General features: G+C 72.4%; 20 protein-coding genes and 1 pseudogene. 12 read left to right on the forward strand and 9 right to left on the reverse strand.

The annotated features are described in order from the left end of the window. Nucleotides 1-446: 446 nt before the first annotated feature. The 5 genes from ABEA43_RS61290 to ABEA43_RS61310 form a co-directional block, all read right to left on the reverse strand. Complete coding sequence (locus tag ABEA43_RS61290; RefSeq protein WP_345577901.1) at nucleotides 447-1,796, reverse strand: cytochrome P450; 1,350 nt, start codon at nucleotides 1,794-1,796, stop codon at nucleotides 447-449. After that, nucleotides 1,793-2,797 carry a terpene synthase family protein gene (locus ABEA43_RS61295; protein WP_345577904.1) on the reverse strand — a complete coding sequence of 335 codons (1,005 nt, stop codon included), beginning with the start codon at nucleotides 2,795-2,797 and terminating at the stop codon, nucleotides 1,793-1,795. Before ABEA43_RS61295 ends, ABEA43_RS61290 begins: the two co-directional genes overlap by 4 nt. Before the next feature lie 69 nt (nucleotides 2,798-2,866). After that, the gene (locus ABEA43_RS61300) at nucleotides 2,867-4,126 is read right to left on the reverse strand and encodes a cytochrome P450 (RefSeq protein ID WP_345577907.1); all 1,260 of its coding nucleotides are present in this window, start codon (nucleotides 4,124-4,126) and stop codon (nucleotides 2,867-2,869) included. Nucleotides 4,127-4,174: 48 nt separating this feature from the next. Beyond that, nucleotides 4,175-4,723, reverse strand: a complete 549-nt coding sequence (locus tag ABEA43_RS61305) for an EF-hand domain-containing protein (protein WP_345577910.1) — start codon at nucleotides 4,721-4,723, stop codon at nucleotides 4,175-4,177. Nucleotides 4,724-4,906: 183 nt separating this feature from the next. Further along, nucleotides 4,907-5,908, reverse strand: a complete 1,002-nt coding sequence (locus ABEA43_RS61310; RefSeq protein ID WP_345577913.1) for an RNA-binding protein — start codon at nucleotides 5,906-5,908, stop codon at nucleotides 4,907-4,909. Between ABEA43_RS61310 and ABEA43_RS61315 the strand changes: the two genes are divergently transcribed. The 5 genes from ABEA43_RS61315 to ABEA43_RS61335 all read left to right on the forward strand — a co-directional run bounded on the left by ABEA43_RS61315 (nucleotide 5,895) and on the right by ABEA43_RS61335 (nucleotide 10,731). After that, nucleotides 5,895-6,080, forward strand: a complete 186-nt coding sequence (locus tag ABEA43_RS61315) for a hypothetical protein (protein WP_345577916.1) — start codon at nucleotides 5,895-5,897, stop codon at nucleotides 6,078-6,080. The genes ABEA43_RS61310 and ABEA43_RS61315 overlap by 14 nt on opposite strands. Before the next feature lie 189 nt (nucleotides 6,081-6,269). Then, a complete protein-coding gene (locus ABEA43_RS61320; protein ID WP_345577919.1) occupies nucleotides 6,270-7,283 on the forward strand; it encodes a hypothetical protein in 1,014 nt (337 codons plus the stop codon). A 53-nt stretch (nucleotides 7,284-7,336) separates the two neighbouring features. After that, nucleotides 7,337-8,281 (forward strand): cucumopine synthase-related protein, encoded by a 945-nt coding sequence (locus ABEA43_RS61325; RefSeq protein WP_345577922.1) that lies wholly within the window; start codon nucleotides 7,337-7,339, stop codon nucleotides 8,279-8,281. Then, complete coding sequence (locus ABEA43_RS61330; protein ID WP_345577925.1) at nucleotides 8,278-9,366, forward strand: NAD(P)/FAD-dependent oxidoreductase; 1,089 nt, start codon at nucleotides 8,278-8,280, stop codon at nucleotides 9,364-9,366. The genes ABEA43_RS61325 and ABEA43_RS61330 overlap by 4 nt, the downstream gene beginning before the upstream one ends. Nucleotides 9,367-9,369: 3 nt before the next feature. After that, nucleotides 9,370-10,731 carry a cytochrome P450 family protein gene (locus ABEA43_RS61335; RefSeq protein WP_345577927.1) on the forward strand — a complete coding sequence of 454 codons (1,362 nt, stop codon included), beginning with the start codon at nucleotides 9,370-9,372 and terminating at the stop codon, nucleotides 10,729-10,731. Between the two features lie 28 nt (nucleotides 10,732-10,759). Here the strand turns inward: ABEA43_RS61335 and ABEA43_RS61340 are convergent, their stop codons facing one another. Further along, a complete protein-coding gene (locus ABEA43_RS61340) occupies nucleotides 10,760-11,671 on the reverse strand; it encodes an ABC transporter ATP-binding protein (protein WP_345577930.1) in 912 nt (303 codons plus the stop codon). A gap of 17 nt (nucleotides 11,672-11,688) precedes the next feature. Further along, on the reverse strand, nucleotides 11,689-12,306 hold the full coding sequence (locus ABEA43_RS61345; RefSeq protein WP_345577933.1) for a TetR/AcrR family transcriptional regulator: 618 nt from the start codon (nucleotides 12,304-12,306) through the stop codon (nucleotides 11,689-11,691). Nucleotides 12,307-12,453: 147 nt separating this feature from the next. Between ABEA43_RS61345 and manA the strand changes: the two genes are divergently transcribed. Beyond that, the gene (gene manA, locus ABEA43_RS61350) at nucleotides 12,454-13,632 is read left to right on the forward strand and encodes a mannose-6-phosphate isomerase, class I (protein ID WP_345577936.1); all 1,179 of its coding nucleotides are present in this window, start codon (nucleotides 12,454-12,456) and stop codon (nucleotides 13,630-13,632) included. A 59-nt stretch (nucleotides 13,633-13,691) separates the two neighbouring features. After that, nucleotides 13,692-14,474: a bestrophin-like domain gene (locus ABEA43_RS61355; RefSeq protein WP_345577938.1), complete on the forward strand. Its 783-nt coding sequence runs from the start codon at nucleotides 13,692-13,694 to the stop codon at nucleotides 14,472-14,474. 34 nt (nucleotides 14,475-14,508) lie between these two features. On the opposite strand, the gene ABEA43_RS61360 is transcribed toward ABEA43_RS61355, so the two are convergent. Continuing rightward, entirely contained in the window at nucleotides 14,509-16,146 is a 1,638-nt protein-coding gene (locus ABEA43_RS61360) for an FAD-dependent oxidoreductase (protein ID WP_345577941.1), read from the reverse strand. 92 nt (nucleotides 16,147-16,238) lie between these two features. Between ABEA43_RS61360 and ABEA43_RS61365 the strand changes: the two genes are divergently transcribed. Then, entirely contained in the window at nucleotides 16,239-16,820 is a 582-nt protein-coding gene (locus tag ABEA43_RS61365; RefSeq protein ID WP_345577944.1) for a helix-turn-helix domain-containing protein, read from the forward strand. Nucleotides 16,821-17,326: 506 nt separating this feature from the next. Then, nucleotides 17,327-18,241, forward strand: a complete 915-nt coding sequence (locus ABEA43_RS61375; protein WP_345577946.1) for an oxidoreductase — start codon at nucleotides 17,327-17,329, stop codon at nucleotides 18,239-18,241. A 115-nt stretch (nucleotides 18,242-18,356) separates the two neighbouring features. Here ABEA43_RS61375 and ABEA43_RS61380 read toward each other — a convergent pair whose 3' ends face one another. Continuing rightward, on the reverse strand, nucleotides 18,357-19,202 hold the full coding sequence (locus tag ABEA43_RS61380; RefSeq protein WP_345577949.1) for an NAD(P)H-binding protein: 846 nt from the start codon (nucleotides 19,200-19,202) through the stop codon (nucleotides 18,357-18,359). Nucleotides 19,203-19,304: 102 nt separating this feature from the next. Between ABEA43_RS61380 and ABEA43_RS61385 the strand changes: the two genes are divergently transcribed. The 3 genes and pseudogenes from ABEA43_RS61385 to ABEA43_RS61395 all read left to right on the forward strand — a co-directional run. After that, the gene (locus ABEA43_RS61385; protein WP_425570668.1) at nucleotides 19,305-20,219 is read left to right on the forward strand and encodes an AraC family transcriptional regulator; all 915 of its coding nucleotides are present in this window, start codon (nucleotides 19,305-19,307) and stop codon (nucleotides 20,217-20,219) included. Between the two features lie 47 nt (nucleotides 20,220-20,266). After that, nucleotides 20,267-21,634, forward strand: a complete 1,368-nt coding sequence (locus ABEA43_RS61390; protein ID WP_345577953.1) for a pyridoxal phosphate-dependent decarboxylase family protein — start codon at nucleotides 20,267-20,269, stop codon at nucleotides 21,632-21,634. 111 nt (nucleotides 21,635-21,745) lie between these two features. Beyond that, a pseudogene (locus ABEA43_RS61395) lies at nucleotides 21,746-22,389 on the forward strand (hypothetical protein); the annotation flags it as partial.

The raw sequence follows: 22,389 nt of genomic DNA on the forward strand, positions 1-22,389 counted from the left end.
TGTCGTGTCAGGGTCACCCAGGAACCACTGACCCACGAGTATGTCGACCGGATACTGGACGCCCTCTTCGCCGGGACGGGGCCCGGCCCCGTACGCGCCCATCCCGCGCCTCACCGAGCTGGGCGCCCGCATGGACCGCCGGGTCAAGCAGCGGGCCGCCGCCGCGGGCGAGCTGACACCGCGAGGCGTTTTCACCGCCGTCGCGGCCCTTCCCTCCGACGAGCAGAGCCGCCTGGACCGCCTACTACACCGCCGCCCTCACCGACCCGGCGCTCGCCGCCGTCGGGCTCACCCCGCCCGACGCACTGGAAAACTTCCTCACCGTACGGCTGACCGCCGCGCAGCAGGCCGGGGACGAGGGGCCTGGCCGAGCGTGTCGTCGCCGTCGGCGGGCAAGGCGGTGCCGCGGGCTTTGGGCGCTCTGCGGCTCACCAGACAGTGATGAGTCATCCGCTCGGCTGCCGAAGGGGTGGGCGTTGATCTCTCCTCGTGACGCGCATGCGCAGGTCTTTGGGGCGCAGGGTGGCGGAGGCGGCTGCTTTGGGGCGTCGTGGTGGAGCGGTGAACTCCCAGGCGTCGGTGAGGGTGGCCAGGGTGAGGACCGCTTCGGTGACGGCGAAGTCGGCGGCCATGCATTTGCGGGCGCCCGCCATGAACGGGATGAAGGCCTCCAGCGGCCGGCTCGGGTCGGGGTCGGCCCACCGGTCGGGGTCGAAACGGTCGGGATCCGGATAGATGTCGGGGCGGTGCTGTATCAGGTACGGGCTGATGAGCAGGTGGGATCCGCTCGCGATGGGATGGCCGCCCAGCTTCGTATCCGCGGTGGCGACCCGGGTGGTGATCCACAACCCTGGATACATGCGCAGGGTCTCGTTGATGATCGAGGTGGTCAGTTTCAGATCTGGCAGGTGTTCCCACCGCGCGGGCGCACCGGCGAGGACTTCGGCCGTCTCGGCTCGCAGCCGCGCCATGACCTCGGGGTGCTGTACGGCCAGGCAGAGCGCCCAGGCCATGGCTTCGGCCGTCGTCTCCATGCCGGCCAGGAGGAACGACGTGGCCTGGTCGAGGATGTCGGCGTCGGACAGGGGCCCGTCGGCCCAGTCGTCGGCTGTCAGGATGCCGAGCAGCGTCTCGGGACCGGAGGCGCCGGCGGGCCGGCGGCGGTCCTCGTCGATGAGCCGTTGGACGATTTCCCGGATGGTGGAGTTGGCCCGGTGGTATCGGAGGTTGCGAGGGGTGGGCAGCTTGTCCAGCGGAGCCGGCAGGAACATCCGGGCGTGCATGCCCGCGGTGATGTCGTCGATGCCGCGGCTGATCTGCTCGATCTCCCGATCGGACAGGTCGGTCCCGAAGATCGACCTGGTCAGGACCCGGACGGTGATCTTCTTGGTCTCCGTCATGACGTCGATGATCTGGCCGTCGAGCCAGGTGCGGGTGACCGCGCTGATCTGATCGGTCATCGTCCGCGTGTACTGCGGGAGCCTCGTGGCATGGAACGCGGGCTGAAGCCGCCGGCGCTGCTGACGGTGCTGACTGTGCGGACAGGTGGAGAGGCTGTCGCCCAGGAACTCGCGCGCCCGCTCGTAGGTGGGCCCGCCTTTGTCGAACAGCCGGTCGTTGAGGAGGACCTGCCGGATCAGCGCGGGGTCGCAGAGCACCAGGGCCGTGATCGGCCCGAGCCGGACCCTGACGATGTCTCCGTGCGGTGCCAGGGTCCGGAGGAAGCCGAGGGGATTGCGGATGATGGAGTGGGCGTGGCCTGCGAGGGGCAGCGCTCCGGGCGCCAGGGGGATCATGCGCCCAGCTCCTCCAGGTAGCCGAGGCGTCCGGCCGGAATCGCGTACTCGGGCGAGTAGCGTCCTGAGCGCCGGTGCCAGTCGTAGGCTCCGCGGATGAGCGCGCGGATCCCGTCGTCGCGATATTCGTCCGCGGTGGCGCGTTCGGCGGCGGACAGGCCGCAGGAGTCGTAGACCTCCGGCAGGCGGTCCTCGAGGATCAGGAACTGTTCGATGCGGGTCCGCACCTCGTCCTGCAGGTACGCGACGCAGCGCGGGACGGGCCAGCCTCGCTCTCGCTGGATGACCAGGACGATGTTGTTCTGCTCCCCGCGGGCCTCTTCCTTCTCCAGCGAGGCGATGTCGTTGTCGATCAGGTTGGTGTCGATGGCGATCCGCAGCATCGCGGTGATGACGGCGCTGCCGAAGAGGCCCTGGTGCACTTCGTAGTGGCCGGCTCTTTCCGCGAGGTCGAGGGTGGGCATCGCCCCGATGGTGTGGCGGCGCATGGTCAGGTACTCGGCCATCGAGGCGCAGGGCGCGTGATGGTGGCGGCTGGCGGCCTCGTCCACGTAGCCGGAAAGGTAACCGCGCCACGTCCGGGCGGCCCTCGCGCACCACGCCTGCGACATTCCCTGGCGGGTCCGGCGCCAGACGTCGGAGAATCCGTGCGCGATGGCCGGGGCGTCAGCGGGCAGTGGCCCGTCGAGCGCGGCGGCCACGGCGTCGGTGAGAGCGCGCGCCGCCCTGGGGTCTTCACCGCGCGGGCCGTCGAACAGGTCGTCGAACAGGAAGAAGAACGTCATTAAGTCGACGCCCAGGTCCGCGTCCGGTCCGGTGGCGGACGGGTAGAAGCGGGCGGCCAGGTCGGCGTAGTCGGCCTGGAGGTGGCGCTGCTCGGCGGCTTCGGAGCTGATGAGGCCGATCGCACGGGGCCAGGCGAGGTGCTGGGCTTTGGTTCGTTCGTAGTCCCGGCTGCGACGGGACGGGATCGGCATGAAGAATTCGACGTCCTGAGGCATGCCTTGCCCTCTCCTGGAATGGTCGCCCGTCCCTCGGGCGCGGCTCGGCGAAGTCGTCGTGCAGGGTGATCAGGCCAGGCCGGCCGGAGCGGCCCTCTGCTGGACGGTCCTGGTCGTACCGCGCGGTGCGGGCGTGAAGGCGATCGGGAGCCGCGCGAGATTGCGGGTGAAGATGCCTTTCTCGGTCAGGTCGGCGCCTTCGGCGAGACGGAGATCGGGGAGCGCGTCGAGCAGCCGGTTGACGGCGATGTCGACGGTGATCCGGGCGATGTGCGCGCCCAGGCAGTAGTGCCGCCCCCGGCCGAAGTGCACGATGGAGCCGCCCGGAGTGAAGTCTCGGGCCGGGTCGATCTCCGCACGGTAGGGGTTGAAGACGTCGGGCTCGTCGAACCGGGCGGGGTCCCGTTGGGCGGCCGCGACCATGCAGGCGACGGTCGACCCGGCGGGGATGTGCCCGCCGGGCAGGTCCACGTCCGCTGCGGTGAAGCGCAGGAGCATGTGGACCGGCGGGTTCAGCCGGGTCGCCTCCAGGTGCATCCGATCGATCAGGCTTCTGTCGTGCAGTGCGGCCTGGAGGTGTTCGGGACGGAGGAGCAGCTCTTTCAGCGTGTAGACGATCGTGGCGCTCGTCCCGTCCCCGTTCGCCGCGATGAGGGTCGAGCAGTGCGCCTGGATCTGCTGATCGTTGAGCGGGACGCCGTCGATCTCCGCGTTGCAGAAGGCCGACAGCAGGTCGTCGCGGGGACGTGCCCGCCGATCCTCGATGAGGGGGCGCAGATAGTCGGCCATCTCCGCCCTGGCGGCCAGCCCGGCAGCGGTGACGGCGGGGTCGTTCGCGAAGTTGGACATGAACGCGTTGATGTTCACGAACCAGCGCCGGAACCTCGACCGGTTCTGCTCGGGCAGGCCGAGCAGCGTGGACACCACCTCGGCGGGCATCACGTCCGCGTAGTCCGTACGCAGGTCCGCCCGGCCACGGTCCAGGAAAGCCTCGATGAGCCCGGCCGACATGCGCTCGATCTCGGGGACGATCCACTCACGGAAGTTCGATCCGCGCAGCGGGGCGCCCATCAGCTTCCGGTAGCAGGCGTGCTCCTCCCCGTCCATCTGCACGATCGTCCGCCCGCCCGCGACCGGTTCGAGCTGCCAGGCGTAGATCTCGTTGGTGAACGGCGGCTCCTGCAGCACCCGGGTCACCTCGGCGTGACGGCTGATGAGGTGGTAGCCGGTGGCCGGGTGGCGGTAGACCGGGAAGGAGGCGAGCATCTCCCGGTAGAAGGGATAGGGATCAGCCGCGTACTCAGCGGAGAGGATGTCGGGGCCGGTCATCTGCGTCACCTCGCGTACTCGGCTCATTCGAGCGTCAGCGAAGCAAGATCACTCGAAGGGGCCGAACAGCCAGTTGCCGCGAGCTTCGGGATCGTTGCTCGTCCAGTATTCGAGCGTCGCGGCGCGGATCTCGTCATGGCTGATCACGCCGTTTCCGTCGCGATCCATCTTCGCGAAGCCGGTGGCGATCTCCCCCGCGGTGAGCGGGAACAGGGATCCGTACATCCTGATGTACTCGTCCTTCTTGATGACGTGATCGCCGTTGGTGTCGGCCACGGCGAACCAGCACCTGCCGATATTGATCATGTCGGACAGGAACGCCTCCCGGTCGGTGTCGAGGGCGGAGGTGATCGCGGACGTGAATCCCTCGCCGGTGAGCGTCCCGTCGGCGGCCGACCTCTTCACGAGATAGCGATCCCAGAACGTGGTGAACGATTCCTCAAGGTCCTCGATCTTCGAGGCGGGAGCGCCAGGGAACGTGGCCGCCTGGTGGTGGGCCAGGCCGGCGAAGTAGCTCCGGTCGATCGGGGCGGACTTGTCGTTCCCCTGGAACAGGGTGAAAGCCCTCTGCAGTTTGCGGTCGAGGACGTCGGGCATGCGGTTGCTCCTTCGTCGCGGGGGCGGTGCCTTCACCGCCTCCCGGGGACCTCTTGCTTGCCTAACTGACAGTAGTTTTATGACTGCAATCTGTGACATAGCTTGAAGGTGAGGCGACCCTGGCCACACGACACGGAATTGGCATCACCTGTCACACGCCAGGAGCGCCGGCGCTGTCCGGCATCACGGTGTCCAGCGTGCGCGAAGCACCCCGTCGGGGTCGGGTAGCACGGCGGCCATCAGTGGCCGGCGCTCGTCGTCCAGGCAGGAGACGGCCAGCACCGCGCGTGCGCCGGTCAGGAGGGCGGTCAGCGCCGGATCGTGCGCGTCATCGACCGTCAGGCTGCTGATGTGCCCCTGCGCGCTCTGCCAGACGATTTCGCAGAGGCCCTCATCGGGCAGGGCGGCAAGCGTCGCGTCCACGTCGGCCGACAGGTCAGGCCAGACCAGCAGCCTGGCCCGGGGAGCGAGCCGGGCCCGTAGCGTGGCGACCTCGCCGGGGGTCGCGAGCCGGTGCCAGCGTGCGGCGTTGTGGACGTGGCCCTCCTCCAGCACCACTGCGCCGCGCCGGCTGATGAGCGACTCCAGGTCGGCCCAGAACGCCGCGTCGGCCGGGCGTCGCCGCGCAGGATCGTCCTCATCGAGCTCCGGCTCGTACGGTGACCGGTCGATGGGCTCGGCGAAGAGGCCCCGCCGGTGGGCGAGTGTCACCGCGTGCGGGCACGGCAGTGCGCTGCCCACGAAGACGTACTGGTCGTGACCGACGTGGACGAAGAATCGGTCTTCGGCCTCGAGGCGGCACCAGGCGCCGTTGTCGCGCAGCATCGCCCGTACCAGCTCCAGGGCGACGGCGACGGGCACCTGCGCGCCGTCGTGGTAGCCGGTCAGGTCGGGCGGGAACAGACCGGCCAGGCCGTGGCCCTCGATCGGGGGTTCGACCCCGAAGGTGACCAAGCCCGTCACCTCCGGATCCCGGATCGTGAGGCAGGTGACGCCGCTCTCCTCGGCGAAAGCGGCCACCGCCGCCAGGTAGGCCGCCTCGACCGGGCCGTGATCGCTGCACACGTCCTCAGCGCCGACGTAGTGGCCGTGCTCGTCGCGGTCCGCCGGGTCGTACTTCGTGATCCGGTGGACGTACGAGAAGGCGGTCAGGGGCGCCTCGGAACCGGTCGTGGAGACGTTCATCGCATCATCCTGGCGACTGTCTGGAGTGCCGGCCAGCGATTATCGCGAGCGTCAGGCAGGCTTCGGCGTCGACCACTGCACCCGGCTGGAACAGGGCCGCACCACCGGCGTCTCCGATGCCGCGCTGGCCTGGAACCCGCTCACCGCCGCCCACCCCACGACAAGCGCCTGACCGCCCGGCTCGTCCGCCGCCCAGGCGCTGCGGTTCCTCCAGGCCTGGACGCCCGAGCGTGACCTGAGATCGCCCCCTGGATGACCTTGCTCCACCGCCGAACGGCGCTCAGGCGTAACGTCCGGAATCGCCCCGTGAAGCGGAAATTGTCTCGCCGGTGGCCGGGTGCGTTGGCTAGATTCGGTAGTCGTGGCGCAACCCCTCGAGATCGCGTGTGACGAGTCCGGCGCGGAGGGCGAGAAACTCGTCGGCGGCAACACCGACGTCTTCGCGCACGCGGGCGTGGGGATGGATCCGGCGGCCGCGGCGGACTGCATCGCGGAGCTGCGGGCGCGGGCGCCGTCCCTCGCCTCCGAGTACAAAGCGGGCCACATCCTGCGCGAGAGGCATCTGACGACGCTCAGGTGGCTGCTCGGGCCGGCCGGTCCCGTGCTCGGCAACGCCCACGTGTTCCTGGCCGACAAGCCCTTCTTCGCCGTCGGCAAGGTCGCCGAGCTGCTCGCCGAAGGCGACGGAGAAGCCGGCGGCCTGCCCGGCATCGGGCTGCGCGCGGACCCGGAGGTCAGGGCCACGGCCGTGGACCTCTACCGCGAGGGCCCGGCGGCGTTCGGCGCCGAGCGGTGGACGGCGTTCCTCGACTCCTTCAACTACCTGCTGCGCGCCAAGAACGGGCAAGGGATCACCACGTCCGTCGAGGACGCCTTCCGGCTGGTCGGCGACCTGCGCGGCGCGGGCGGCCGGGCGGGCGCGATCGTGGAGCGGCTGTGGCGGGCCAGGGCACGGGTCGAGTCGTTCCGCGAACGGCTCCTGGCCGACCCGCACGTCTTCCCGGCCCTCGACCCGCTCATCCCGGGCATCGTCAGCACCGTCGCCTACTGGGGCCGGGGCGGCCGGCCCGTCTCCGTGATCCACGACCGGCAGACGACGCTGACCGACGAGCGCATCGCGCAGCTGCGGGAGCTGCTCAGCGAGCGCCGGCTGGCCGGGCTGCGGCTGATCGAGTCGCGCCTGGACGCCAGGGTGCAGGTCGGCGACGTCATGGCGGGGGTGGCCCGCAAGATCGCCTCGGACGAGCTCGCCGGGCGCGGGGATCCGCAGCTCACGGCGCTGCTGCGGCCGTACGTGGACGCGCGCTCCATCTGGGGCGACGACCGGAGCTGGGCGCTGCTGGGCCGACGCCCGGACGAGGTCATGTCGCGGTAAATACGCCGCCCCCGCCAGTATCGCCACAAAACGTGACTATAGAGTGACGTATTGTGAACGAAACGAAGCGTGTTGAAATCAGCTGGCCTGGCCTCGACATCACCGTGGCCGCCGAACTCGACCAGCGCAACCCCGCACTGGCCCAGTGCCTGTGGGACGCGCTGCCTTACCGCAGCCTGCAAGGACATGCCCTGGTGGCCGGGTACCACCTGTACCACCTCGCCCCGGTTCATACGCTGCTGCACACTCCCGCGGAGTACAAGGTGGACCGGCGCACCGTGCCCGACGGCACCCTGTTCTGCTCCCGTTTGCAGCACCTGGGCATCAAGTACGGGGAGCTCACGGAGCCCATGACCGCCACCCCGATCGGCCAGGTCGTCGAAGACGACCTCGACGCCCTGACCCAGGCCGGCCGGGACGTGTGGAACGCCGTGTACACCACCAAGCAGCCGGTGATCGCCGAGGTGCGCCGCGCGGGCGAGGCCGGCGGCCACGTGCTGCCCCGGCTGCCCATCGGCGACCCGCAGCTCAACGCGCTGGCCGCCGACGTGCACGCCGAGACCGAGCGCATCTGGCTCGACCCGCCGCGCGAGCTCGTCGACCTGCACCAGGGCCGCATCCCCTCGGGGGCGGGCAGCTACGAGACGGTCCTGACGACGCTGCTGTTCGTCAACGGCGAGACGCGCCCGCTCGGCTACAGCTGCTACGGCGGCCTCGTCCGCGCCGCGCTGGACGGCATGCCGATGCCGTGGCTGCGCCAGATGACCCGCCAGCTCGCGCACACGCCTGCGGAGTTCCTCGGCTACTGCGGCCTGGACACCCTGTGGGGCTTCACGCAGCGGCTGCTGGACGGGCTGGAGCGGCTCGACTGCCATGAGGACTTCGTCGCGGTCATGGCGCACATGGCGCTCTACTGCAACTGCCTGGGCGGCTGGAACCTGCACCTGTTCCCTTGGGAGGCGGGCGAGAGCCTGCGCCGCACCACGGAGCCGGCGTGAGCGGCTCGCGCGTGGTGGTCGTCGGCGGCGGCGTGATCGGGCTGTCGATCGCCTTCCACCTGGCGGAGGCCGGCGTCGAGACCACGCTGCTGGAGCGGGGCGAGCTCGGCTCCGGCGCCTCGCGCGCCACCGCCGACGTGGTGAGGTCGTACTTCGCCGGCAATCCCGTCAGCTCGGCGCTGGCCGTGCGCAGCCTGGAGGCCTACCGGGCCTTTCCCAGCAGGCCGGGCATCGACCTGCCGCTGCGGCAGGTCGGCTACCTGGTGCTGTTCAGCGAGCCCGACCAGGTCAGCGCGTTCGAGGCCGACCTGCCCGATCAGCACGCCGCCGGGGTGGACGTCGGGCTGATCAGCGTGGCCGAGGCCAAGGAGCGCAACCCGCTCATCGGCGACCTGCCGCTGGCCGGGGCCGCGTTCTCGCCGCAGGCCTACATCTCCGACACCACCGCCATCGTCACCGCGTACGCGGAGGCGGCCAGGCGGGCCGGGGCGGACCTGCGTACCGGATGTCCTGTCACCGGCATCGACACCGGGACGGGGACCGTGCAGACCGCCGACGGCGAGGTGCGCGGCGACGCGATCGTGTGCGCCGCCGGCGCCTGGTCGGCCTCGCTCGTCCGCTGCGCGGGCGTGGACCTGCCACTCACCGAGCCGATCGAGCAGGAGCTGCTCACCACCGACCCGCTGCCGCCCGGCACGCCCGAGGTCCCGGTGACCCTGCACGCGGCCAGCGGCCTGCTCATCCGGCTGCGCGGCGACCGGCTGCTGATCGGCATGGGCTATCCGGGTCCCGACAGGGAGGCCTGGCGCCGCGGGGTGGCCGCGCAGCTCGCCACCACGTACCCGAGCCTGGCGGGGATCGCGCTGCACACGGCCGTCACCGGCCTGCGCGACGCCAGCCCCGACCGCAGGGCCTTCATCGGCCACCAGCCGGGCCCGCCGGCGTTCCTGTACGCGACCGGCTTCTCCGGCCACGGCCTGTGCAACGCACCCGCCGCCGGCGAGCTCGTCCGCGACCTCTACCTCGACCAGGACCCCGGCATCGACGTGACCGCGCTGGCGGTCGGCCCACGACGGACGGGATGACCCATGACCAACGACAGCCGCTCCATCCTCGACCCGGCGTCCTCCGACGAGAGCGGCGACGCCGGGGACGTCGACGCGCTCGGCTCGGAGAGCCGCTGCCCGGTGGGTCACGCGGCGCCGGACGGGCACCTCGGCACCGGCCGTTTCGTGCTCGATCCCGCCTCGCCCGACCTGCACGCCGACAACGACCGGCTGCGCGCGGCCGGTCCGCTCGTGCCCGTCGCGGCGGAGGGGGTGCCCGCCTGGGCCGCCACGACGTACGCCACGCTGATGACCGTCCTGACCCATCCGAACCTGTCCAGGGAGCTGCGCCACTGGTCCCCGGCCGCCCGCGCGAACCTGACGCCGGGCACGGCCATCGACCGCATCGTCACCGACACCTCCATGCTCAACGCGGAGGGCGACGACCATCGGCGGCTGCGCAGCCCGATGGCCACCGCGTTCACCCCGCGCCGGGTGGAGCAGCTCCGGCCCAAGATCACCGCGCTCACCGAGCGGCTGATCGACCGGCTGGCGGAGCTGCCCCCTGACGAGCCGGTGGACCTGCGGATGGAGTTCGCCTATCCGCTGCCGCGCGAGGTCATCTCCGAGATGATCGGCATCCCAGCCGCCCACCAGGACGAGCTGCACGAGCTCAGCGACGCCATGGCCCAGGTCGGCTCGCTGGAGGACAGCCCGCAGGTGCGCGAGCGGCTGCACGAGCTGCTCGGGCAGATCATCGACGAGCGCCGGGGCGCCCCGGGGGACGACCTGATCACCGACCTGATCACCCTGCGGGAGAAGGACGGCGGCCGGCTGTCGAACGACGAGCTGTACGCCACGATCGAGCTGCTGTTCATCGCCGGCCACGTGACGACGGTGAACCTCATCACGAACGCCATCGGCGCGCTGCTCAACGTGCCGGGCCAGCTCGATTTGCTGCGGTCGGGCGAGTGCCCGTACAGCGCGGCGGTGGAGGAGACGCTGCGCTGGGACTCGCCGATCGCCTACTTCCCGATGCGGTACGCCGTGCGCGACATCGAGATCGACGGCGTGCCGCTGCGGGCCGGCGAGCCCGTACTGGCCTGCTTCGCCTCCGCGGGGCGCGATCCCGGCCAGTACGGCGAGGCCGCGCACCGCTTCGACGTGACCAACGCGCCGGCCCCCCACCTGGCGTTCGGGCACGGGCCGCACTTCTGCCTGGGCGCGCCGCTGGCCAGGCTGGAGGCGGAGATCGCGCTGACGGCGTTGTTCGAGGCGTTCCCCGGCATGGCGGCGGCCGCGCCGCCGGAGGAGCTGCCGCCGCTGGACACCCTGCTGGGCAACAGCACGCGCGCCATGCCCGTCCTGCTCGGCCCGCGCGCCCGGCGGCAGGACGCCACTTGACCCGCCGGGTCCGGCGGCCGGACGCCGGTCAACCGGCCAGGCCCGCCGGGGCCGCGTGCGTGTCGTAATGGCGCAGGAACAGCTCCTCCAGCGTCGGCGGTCGGCTGACCAGGCTGCGCACGCCCGCCTCGGTGAGCCGGCGCAGCGCCGGATCGAGGGCGGCCGTGTCGACGGTGAACCGGACGCGGCCGCCGTCGGCGCGCAGGTCGTGCACGCCGGGCAGCCCGGCCAGGCCGTCCGGCGGGCCGGCCAGCTCGGCCTCGATCGAGGTGCGGGTCAGGTGCCGCAGGTCCGCGAGGGTGCCGGTCTCCACGCTCCGCCCGTCACGGATGATCGTGACCCGGTCGCACAGCGCCTCGACCTCGGCCAGGATGTGGCTCGACAGCAGCACCGTACGGTCGCCGCGCCGCCGCTCCTCCCTGACGCACTCCCTGAACACCTCCTCCATCAGCGGGTCGAGACCGGAGGTGGGCTCGTCCAGGATGAGCAGCTCGGCGTCCGAGGCCAGCGCGGCCACCAGGGCCACCTTCTGCCGGTTGCCCTTGGAGTAGGCGGCGCCCTTCTTGCGCGGGTCGAGGGCGAAGCGCTCCAGCAGGTCCGCCCTGCGCCGCCGGTTCAGGCCGCCGCGCAGGCGTCCGAGCAGGTCGATCGCCTCCCCGCCTGACAGGGTGGGCCACAGCGTCACGTCGCCCGGCACGTACGCCAGCCGCCGGTGCAGGTCGGCCGCCTGCGTCCAGGGATCGCCGCCGAGCAGCCCGGCCCGGCCGGCATCGGCGCGGACCATGCCGAGCAGGATCCGGATCGTGGTGCTCTTGCCCGCGCCGTTCGGCCCCAGGAAGCCGTGCACCTCGCCGGTGCGTACGGTGAGGTCGAGGCCGTCCAGGGCCCGCGTCCTGCCGAAGGTCTTCGCCAGCCCGGACACGGTGATGGCGTCGGTCATGATGTGCTCCTCATGGTTCAGGTCGCCCGGCTACGATCGAGGGCCGCCCGGGCGGCGGCGGCCTCCTCCGGCGTGAGCACGGGATGGGAGTAGACGTCGAGCAGCACCCGCAGCAGCTTGGTCTCGCCTTCCGGGGTGGCCACGTCGACGCCCAGCCCGCGCGAGACGTGCGGGGACAGGACGGCGACCGACAGCGCCATGGCGGCGATCACCGCGGACCTGGACCTGGCGTCGACGTCGGGCGGGTCGGGGCGGCGCTTGTCGGCTTCTTCGAGCCACCGCTCGCCGATCCTGACCATCTCGTCGAACAGCGGCGCCGCCCACCCGTCCGCCAGCGACCGCGCGAGGTAACGCTGGTAGGGGCCCATGGCGGCGACCGGGTTGAGCCCGCCGTCCGCGGTCTCGGCCTGCTCGTGCAGCCGGTGAACGGTCTTCATCAGGTGCTCGTCGCAGGCCTCGCGCAGCGCCTCCTTCGAGCCGAAGTGGTGGCGTACCAGGCCCAGGGAGACTCCGGCGGTCTCCGCGATGCCGCGGATCGTGGCCCGTTCGAAGCCGTGCTCGCCGAAGTGCCACATGGCGGCGTCCCTGATCCGGGCGCGGGCCGTCAGGTCCTCGGGGTCCGGTGCGGTGGTCACCACAACCCTCCTGTTCGATCGTATAGCCGACTGTTCATGTGAAAAGTAAGCTATACCCACGTATAGTCGATGTCCAGCAGCGGCCCCGGCTACGCGTACGCGCCGATCCCGTTCTAGGCTCCTTGGACCGAGATTGGAGTCCACGACGTGCCACAGCCCGACCAGCCACCGGCCGCCGCTCCCATGCGCCTGGCCACCGTCACCCGCCCGTACGCCTGGGGGTCGGTGACCGCACTGCCGCACCTGTTCGGCACGGAGCCCACCGGACTGCCCCAGGCCGAGCTCTGGATGGGCGCGCATCCCGGCGATCCCTCGACCGTGGACGGCGTCCCGCTCGGCGAGCTCATCGCCCGCGACCCCGGGGGCACCGTCGGTGAGCGGTCCGCGGCGCGGTTCGGCCCGGTGCTGCCGTACCTGCTCAAGGTGCTGGCCATCGAGCACCCGCTGTCCCTCCAGGTCCACCCGACCATCGAGCAGGCCGAGGCCGGCTTCGCCGACGAGACGGCGCGCGGCGTCCCGCTCGACGCCTTCGAGCGCAACTACAAGGACGCCTCGCACAAGCCCGAGATGGTGTGCGCGATCACCCCGTTCCGCGGGCTGTGCGGGTTCAGGGAGCCCACCGCCACCGCGGACCTGCTCGACCTGCTCGGCCTGGCGGACCTCCAGGACTGGATCGACACGCTCAGGACCGAGGAGCCCGGCCATGCCCTGCGGACCGTGTTCGCCGAGATGCTCGGCGAGGCGGCCCGGCCGGTGCGCGAGCAGGTCGAGCGGGCGCTGACCGGCTCGTCGGCCGGCACACTGGCCGTCTACCGCGACCTGGCCCGTGCCTGCCCGGGCGACCCCGGCGTGACCGCCGCCCTCCTGCTGCACGAGGTCAACCTCCGGCCGGGCGAGGCCCTCTACCTGGGCGCCGGGGTCCCGCACGCCTATCTCGCGGGCATCGGCGTCGAGGTGATGGCCAACTCCGACAACGTGCTGCGCTGCGGGCTCACCGGCAAGCACGTGGACGTTCCCGAGCTCATGCGGGTCGTGGACTTCACGGCGGCGGACCCGTTCCTGGTCCGGCCGGAGGGGGACGCGGCCGGCGAGCACCACTACCGGCCACCCGTGCCCGAGTTCGCCCTGAGCCGCTACGACCTGCGGAGCGAGGAGACACACTCCCTGCCAGGCGGCCTGCCCCAGATCGTCGTCTGCATCGAGGGTGAGACCACGCTCGGCGGCACGCTGACGCTCCGGCCGGGACAGTCGGCGTTCATCCCGGCCGGCGCGCCCGCGACCCGGCTCTCCGGCAAGGGCACCGCCTATCGGGCCCTCCCTGGATAGTGACTCTCTGTTGACTTATCGCTACCCTGCGTTTACTTGTACGCAGAGAGTGAGGTCACATGTTCGTCGCCGTCATCGGCCTGCTCGTGGCCGTGGCCGCCGCCACGGTCACGAGTCTGGTCGCGTGGTTCGCCAACCGCTCCATCTCCGACCAGACCCGGCAGGACTACCGCGAAGGCAGCGGTCTCATCACCGGCATCGTCGGAACGCTGTTCGCGATCAGCGTCGGCCTGGTCGTCGTCGCCGCGTGGAACCAGGTCAACTCGGCCGCCCAGACCACCTCCACCGAGGCGAGCAACCTCGCGGACGTCTACTGGTACTCCCGCAGCCTGCCCCCCGCGGAGCGGGAGCAGTTGCGGCGTTTCGCCGAGGAGTACACCACCACGGTGATCCGCGAGGAATGGCCGCTCATGGCCGAGCAGCACACCTTGTCGCCCGCCGCCTGGCGCGCCTCCGAGAAGCTGCGGGCCTTCTTCCAGACCATCGAGCCGGCGACCAGCGCCGGCTCCACGCGGTACGGCCAGGCGATGACCCGCGTCCAGGCCGTGCTCGACGCCCGCAGGGCCAGGGCGCAGATGGTCGGCAACGGCGTGCCTCCCCTCCTGTGGATCGCCCTGGCCGGGTGCGGGCTGATCGCCGTGCTGCCCGCGATCGTGTGCGGCAGCCCGGTGCGCAAGGTGCACATCACCATGGCGGCCGTGGTGGGCGGGCTGGTGGGCATGGTGCTGTTCCTCGTCTACCAGCTCGACTTCCCCTTCAGCGGCGGGGTCACGATCTCGCCCGCGGCCTTCGAGCAGGCACTCGAACGGTTCAGCAGCATCCGCTCACTCGGCACCGGCTGACCCTCCGCCCGGCACCGGCTGCCGTCTTTCCTGGTCAGCCGCGCCGGCGGAGCGTGAGCACGTTGTCCGAGCGGACGCCTTTCCGGCCGTCGAGCCCCACGTAGCCGCGCTCGAACTCCTCCGCGCGCAGCACCTCCCACTCCCCCACCGGCAGCTCCAGGGCGTCGAGCACCTCCTGCGGCGTCGGGAAGTGCGCGCCGGGGTGCGGCACCGCCTCGCCGGCCGGCCACCCCGCGTGCCCGGCGACCAGCAGCACCCCGCCGGGCACGACGGCCGCGGCGGCGGTGCGCAGAATGCGGTCGCGCGGCATGTCGCCCATCGAGTGCAGGTAGCAGGCGGAGACGAGCTCGAACTCGCCCTCGGGGAAGGACACGCCCAGGTCGTGCTGCTGCCAGTCGATGCGGTCCTGCACCTCTGCCGCCTTGGCCTGCCCGGCGGCCCGGTCGAGCGCGACGCCGGAGATGTCGGCGGCGGTGACCCGCCAGCCCAGGCCGGCCAGCCAGATCGCGTCGCCGCCCTCGCCGCTGCCCAGGTCGAGCGCCCTGCCGGGGGTGAGTCCCGCGGCCTCGCGGACCAGGATCTCGTTCGGCTTCCCGCTCCAGATCTGCGGGCGGTCAGCGTAACGGGCGTCCCAGTACTCCTCCCCGTAAGCGTCCTGCCCATCGTGGGCGTCCTGCCCATCGTGGGCGTCCTGCCCATCGTGGGCGTCCTGCCCGGCGTGGGCGCGGTGCGCGGCGACCGCGGTTCGGGTCTCCTCGGCGATCAGGTCGGCGTTGATGGCCGCGCCGGCGCGTACACCGGCCGCCGCCGACCCCATGACCTGCTCGGTCAGGTTCGTCACGTTCCCGGCCGCCCACACGCCCGGCACGCTGGTCGCGCCCATCGCGTCCACGGTGACGCGCACGCCGATGGAGTGCCCGAGCCCCACCTGCTCCTCCGTCTCCAGCCCCAGCCCGTCCAGCCCGCTCGTACGGGCGTTGCCCCGGGTGGCGACGGCGAGCGCCCGGCACGGCACCGAAAGGCCGTCCTCCAGCTCCACACCGCTGAGCCTGCCCTCGGTCGTCACGAGCCGCGTCACCCGCTCCGCCACCACGGCGATGCCCCTGGCGGCGAGCTGCTCGCGCTGCTCGTCCTCCAGCCCGGTCCAGCCGTTCAGGAACAGGGTCAGGTCCGCGCTCCACTGCCGCCAGAGCAGGGCCTGGTGCACGGCCAGCGGCCCGGTCGCCAGGATGCCGATCGGCTGGTCGCGCACCTCCCAGCCGTGGCAGTACGGGCAGTGCAGCACGTCCTGCCCCCACAGCTCCGCCAGCCCAGGCACGCCGGGCAGCTCGTCGATCGAGCCGGTGGCCAGCAGCAGCCGGCCGGCCTCGACCACCGAGCCGTCGTCGAGCACGAGCCGGAATCCCCCGCCGTCCAGCCGCTCGGCGGTGGCGACCGAGCCCGTCACGATCTCACCGCCGTACCCCGTCACCTCGTGGCGGCCCGCGGCCAGCAGCTCCAGCGGCGGCACCCCCTCACGCGCCAGGTACGCGTGCACCCCCGCCGCCGGCGCGTTGCGCGGCCGCCCGGCGTCGATCACCAGCACCCTGCGCCGCGCCCGGCCCAGGGCGAGCGCCCCGCTCAGCCCGGCGGCCCCGCCCCCGATGACCGCCACGTCGTATCTCGTGTCCATCGCCCGCATCCTCTCGATTCATCCGATGCGCCACTGTCCGCCCCCGATCCCCGAATTGACAAATATCGTTGCCGGAATGGCAAAGTAGGGACATGGACGACCTCGAAGACGTCCTCCAGGCGGTGGGCCCGCGGCTGCGGGCGCTGCGCCAGGAGCACGGCACCACGCTGGCGCAGCTGTCCAAGGGCACCGGCATCTCGATCAGCACCCTGTCGCGCCTGGAGTCGGGGCAGCGCAAGCCGACCCTGGAGCTGCTGCTGCCGCTGGCCCGCGCCCATCAGGTGCAGCTCGACGAGCTGATCGGCGCGCCGGTGACCGGCGACCCGCGCGTGCACCTGCGGCCGATCAAGCGCAACGGCATGACGATCCTGCCGCTGAGCCGCAGGGCCGGCGGGATCCAGGCGTTCAAGCAGATCTATCCGCCCGGCTGGCCGGGATACGAGCCCGAGCAGCAGGTCCACGAGGGCTACGAGTGGCTCTACGTCCTGTCGGGCCGGTTGCGGCTGCTCCTCGGGCAGCACGAGGTGATCCTCATGCCGGGCGAGGCGGCCGAGTTCGACACCCATACGCCGCACGCCTTCGTCAACCCGGGCACCGCGCCCACCGAGGTCCTCGCCCTGTTCGGGTTCCAGGGCGAGCGCATGCACGTCCGCGCCCGGCCCACCGCCAAGTGAGCCCGAGCGCCGCCCTGAGACGCCTGGAGACGCCTGGAGACGCCTGGAGACGCCTGGAGACGCTGTCAGTCGCTGCCTGGCCGCCGTCGGCGACCGTCCCACGAGCGGGGCGATCTCCTCGAACGGCACCCCGAACATGTCATGCAGCACGAACGCCAGCCGCTCGGTGGGGTTCGACTCCAGCACCACGAGCAAGGCCAGCCCGGCCTGCTCCGGGTCCAGCTCACGGCCGTTCGCGGGGCTCACCACCGGGTCGGGCAGGTGCGTCTCCAGCGGGTCCTCGCGCCGTGAGGTCGGCCTCGCTCAGCGACCCCAGCATCCGGTACGCCACGGCTTTCAGGTGTCCCCGGTGGGCCTCGAATCGGCCGGCCAGAAACTCGTGCTCGCTCATCAGGCTCCACCCTCGTGTCGCGGTCCGTCACTCCAGTGACGTTGCGAGCCGGGCAAGTGTGACGAGCTGCCGCGTTCCGGGTTTCATCCGGGGATCCTGTGGCAGACTCCGCGCCATGACCCCAGAGACGATCACCGCGTCGGCATCGGGCACCTGGCGGCTCGGCGACCTGACCGTCAACCGTATCGGGTTCGGCGCGATGCGCCTGACGGGCAACGCCGACGGGTCGCCGAGCGAGCGCGAGCGGGTGATCGCCGTGCTGCGGCGGGCGATCGAGCTCGGCGTGAACCACATCGACACGGCCGCCTTCTACTTCTCGCCGCTGCGCTCGGCCAACGAGCTGATCGGCCGGGCGCTGGCGCCGTACCCGCACGATCTTGTGATCACCACCAAGGTCGGCCCCGGCCGGGACCCGTCGGGCGAGTGGTGGTGGGCCACGCCGGAGCAGTTGCGCGGCCAGGTCGAGGAGAACCTGCGCCAGCTCGGCCGCGACCACCTGGACGTGGTGAACCTGCGTGTCCCGTCGCGCACGGCGTCCGGCTCGATCGCCGGGCACTTCGGCGCGCTGGCCGAGCTGCGCGAGGCCGGGCTGATCCGGCACCTCGGCCTGTCGAACGTCACGCCGGAGCACCTCGCCGAGGCCCTGGCCATCGCGCCCGTGGTGTGCGTGCAGAACCGGTACGGGATCGACGCCCGGCCCGAGGACGACGCCTTCCTGCGGGAGTGCGGCGAGCGGCGCATCGCGTTCGTGCCGTACTTCGCGATCGCCGGCGAGGGGCGGGAGCGCGGCGCGGTCGCGGCGGACGGCGAGGAGGTGCTCGCCGTGGCCCGGGCGCACGGGGCGACGGCCGCGCAGGTGCGGCTGGCGTGGACGCTGCGGCGCGGCCCGAACGTGCTGGCCATCCCGGGCACCGGCAACCCCGCCCACCTGGTCGCGAACGTGGCCGCCGGGGCGCTGCCGCTCTCCCAGGACGAGCTGGCCCGCCTCGACCGGCTCCACGAGAGCGCGGGAACGGCCCCGGACGCGTAGCCCGCGCCTGGTTTGCGCCGGAGGCCGCGTCGGGCTCTGCGCCGGCTCTGTGCCGGGGTCCGCGCCGGCTCTGCGCCGTCTCTCTGCCGGCGCGGGCGGGCGGCCGCGCCGGACGTCAGGCCTGCCAGGCGCCCGCGGCGGCGGCCTCCCGTGCGAAGGCGGTGAAGTCGCGGGCGGGCCTGCCGAGCGCCTGCCGCACGCCGTCCGACAGGTAGGCGTCCTTGCCCAGCCGCAGCGGCGCCACCGAATCGGCGTACTCCTTGGCGCCGGCCTCCGGCCACCCCTGCTCGACCAGCTCGGCGACGAACGCGTCCGGCGTGAGCGGCACGTACCGGACCTCGCGGCCGGTCACCGCGGAGATCTCGGCGGCCACTCCGGCCATCGTCAGGGCGCGCGGCCCGGACAGCTCGTACGTCCGTCCGGCATGGCCGTCCTCGGTGAGCGCGGCGACGGCGACGTCCGCGATGTCGGCGGCGTCCACGAAGCTGGCCGCGCCGTCGCCCGCCGGCAGCCTCAGCTCCCCGGCCAGGACCGCTTCGCGGAAGAAGCCCTCGCTGAAGTTCTGGGCGAACCAGCCGGGCCGGAGGATCGTCCACGGCAGGCCGCTGCCGCGCACCGCGTCCTCACCGTCGAGGTGGGTCGCGCCCGCGGCCCCGGAGTCGTCCGCGTAGCCGGGCACGTCCACGCCGCGCCCCGACAGCAGCACGAGCCGGTCCACGCCGAGCCGCACCGCCCGCTCGACGAAGGGCCGGGTGAGCAGCGCGCCGTCGAGCGGCACCACGTACACGCTCTTGACGCCGTCGAGAGCGGGGTCCCAGGTGGCCCGGTCGGTCCAGTCGAAACGAACGTCGCCGGAGCGCGCGGCCACGCGGACCGCGGACGTACGGGACCGCAGCCTGGACGCGACCCGCCCGCCGGACTTGCCCGTGCCGCCCACCACCAGAATCGGTTGTTCAGTCATGCGGCCAGTCAACGGCAGCGGCCCGGCGAGGAACCATACCTGGGCGGCTCACGCGGATGTCCGAGCGTCTAGGTTGGCGGCGTGGACGTATCGGACCAGTTCATGACCGGGCTCATGGACGGCGTGCGAGCTCGGGGGGCGCTCTTCGGGCAGGCGGTGCTGGATCCGCCGTGGTCGCTGCGGTTCGCCGCGGGCGCTCCGCTGACGCTGATCACCATGGTGCGGCAGCGCGCGTGGCTGGTCCCCGCCGCGGGCCCGCCGGTGCCGCTCGGCACGGGGGACGTGGCGGTCGTACGCGGCCCGGAGCCGTTCACCGTGGCCGACGATCCGGCCCTGGCGAACGACGCGCCGCCGCGTCACGTGGTCACCGCGGCCGACTACTGCGACCCCGCGGCCGTTCCCCTGGCCGCGCGCACCTGCGGCGCGCGCCAGGACGGCGCGGCGCTGCTGCTCGGCGGCGCCTACGACGGCGCGGGCGTCACCGAGCGGCTGCTGCGGGCGCTGCCCGAGGTCCTGGTGGTCGCGGGCGGCGACCGCCACCGGCCGCTGCTCGACCTGGTGGCCGGGGAGGTGACGAGGGACGTTCCCGGGCAGCAGGTGGTGCTCGACCGGCTGCTCGACGTGATGCTCGGCGCCACGTTGCGGAGCTGGTTCGACCGGCCGGGCGGGACGGTGCCCGAGTGGCATCGCGCGATGGGCGATCCGGTGGTCGATCAGGCCCTCCGGCTGCTGCACGACGACCCGGCCCACCCGTGGACCGTGGCGAGCCTGGCGGCCAGGACGGGGGTGTCGCGGGCCGCGTTCGCGCGCAGGTTCACGGCGCGGGTGGGCGAGCCGCCGATGCGTTATCTCGCCGGGTGGCGCATCGCGCTCGCGGCCGACCTGCTGCGCGAGAGCGACGCCACGGTGAGCGCCATCGCCCGCCGCGTCGGGTACGCCAACGCCTTCGCCCTGAGTGTGGCGTTCAAGCGCATCCACGGGATCACTCCGACGGAGCGGCGCAGCCGGGCCTCGTGAGGCGCGGGGCTGGAGCATCCTCGGTGGCACGGCGATGATGACCGGTTATGTGGAGCATCGAGGAGTTCGTGCGAGCGGCCGGGGTCACCGTGGAGGAGCTGGCGGCGTACGTGGCGGAGAGCCGCCGGGGGGACGTCCCCGTGCTCGCGCGGCGGCCGTCCGGCGAGCTGGCCGAGCGGCTCGGGCTGGCGGAGCTGATCGCGAAGGGCGGCCTGACGGCGGAGACGTACCGAGGCTTCATCAGGACGTACCTGGCGGAGGGGACGCGGCTGCACCATCCCGCCTACCTCGCCCATCAGGACGCCGCGCCGGACTTCCCGGCCGCCCTGGCCGACTTCGTGCACGGGACGGCCAACAACCTCGCGGCCGTGTACGAGATGGGCGCGCCCGCCACCACGGTCGAGCTGGAGGTCCTGAAGTGGATGCTGGCCAAGGTGGGGTTCCCGCGCGGCGGCGGCGTGCTGACGGGCGGGGGTTCGCTGGCCAACCTGACGGCGCTCCTGGCGGCCCGTGCCCGGGCGGCGCCCGCGGCGTGGGACGAGGGCGTGCCCGGCGACCTGGTGATCCTCGCGCCGGGCTCCGCGCACTACTCGGTCTCCCGCGCGGCCTCCATCCTGGGCCTGGGCAGCCGGGCGATGGTCGCCGTGGAGACGGACGCGCTGGGGCGGATCATCCCCGCCCGATTGCCTGACATTTCCGGAAATGAGCACTCGGGGAAGCGGGTGATGGCGCTCGTCGCCTCCGCGTGCGCCACCGGCACCGGTCTCCACGACGACCTGCGGGCGATCGGCGAGTGGTGCCGGGCCAGGGGCGTCTGGTTCCACGTGGACGCCGCCCACGGCGCGTCCGCCCTGCTCGCCGACGGCCACCGGCACCTGCTCGACGGCATCGGGCTGGCGGACTCGGTCATCTGGGACGCCCACAAGATGCTGGCGACCGCGTCGCTGGCGGCGGCCGTCCTGGTCCGCGACGAACGCGACCTCGACGCCGCCTTCAAGCAGGAGGCCAGCTATCTGTTCTACGGGGATCAGGGGTTCGACCTGCTCTCCCGTACGCTCGAATGCACGAAGGGCGAGCTGGGCCTGAAGATCTTCCTCAACCTGGCCTGGCGGGGCGAGCGCGGGCTGGGCGAGCAGGTGTCGCGCCGGTACGCGGCCGCCCATCGGTTCTGGGAGCTGGCACGGCGCAGGGAGGGGTTCGTCCTGCCGTACGAGCCGGAGAGCAACATCGTCTGCTTCCGGTACGGCGACGCCGACCAGGCGGCGCTGCGCGAGCGGCTCATGGACGACGGCTCGTTCTACCTGACCTCCACCGAGCTCGGCGGCGTCCGCCACCTCCGGCTCACCGTCATGTCGCCGGCCACGGACGACGCCACGCTGGAGTCGCTGCTGGACGCGATCGAGGCTCTGGTCTGAAGCCGCGCGCCGGAGCGGGCGATTTTCGGCATCCGGCCCATGCGCGGAACATCCGCAACTACCCTGCTGTCGCGGTATGCATTCTCTTCGTCACATGTAGTGAGGAGCGCCTTGCGACGGTCCATCCGAGGCAGCAGGAGCCTGGCGCGGCCGTACCGCGACCTGGTCTGGCTCGCCTACCTGGCCCTCCCCCCGTCGGCCGGCGAGGGCCGGCGGCTGGTGCTCGCGCACCGGCTCGCCGCCGCCGCGCTCGACCGTCACCGTGGGCGGGATCAGCTCCGCCTGCGGCAGGCGCTCCTGCGGCGGGCCCTGCGCAAGAAGATCATGCCGTGGTCCGGACGGCTCGCCACGATGGAGGCGGTGCCCGCCGTCACGCGGGGCTCCGACGTCGCCTTCACCACCGAGCTGAACGCGCTCCCGCCCGCCTCCCGGGTCGCCTACGCGCTGATGCGGCTGGAAGGGCGGCCGGAGGAGGAGGTGCGCACGATCCTCATCGGCGCCCGGGTGGCCGATCCGGCCGCCGCCATGGCGGAGATCGCCGGCCTGGAGACGCGCTTCGGCGAGGGCGCCGCCACGATGATGCGCCCGGCGTCGGACCCGACGCTCGCCCGGTTCTACGGCCGGCTCGCCGGCCGGCGCGTGCGGCTCTGGCTGCCGGCCGCCGCGTCCGCGTGCCTGGTGACCGCCATGGCCGTGGCGCCCGCGCTCGACGCGCCGGGCGCCGCCGAGGCTCCGCCGCGGACGAGTGGAAGGCG

This window comes from Nonomuraea rosea (genome assembly GCF_039539705.1).
GTDB lineage: Bacteria > Actinomycetota > Actinomycetes > Streptosporangiales > Streptosporangiaceae > Nonomuraea > Nonomuraea rosea.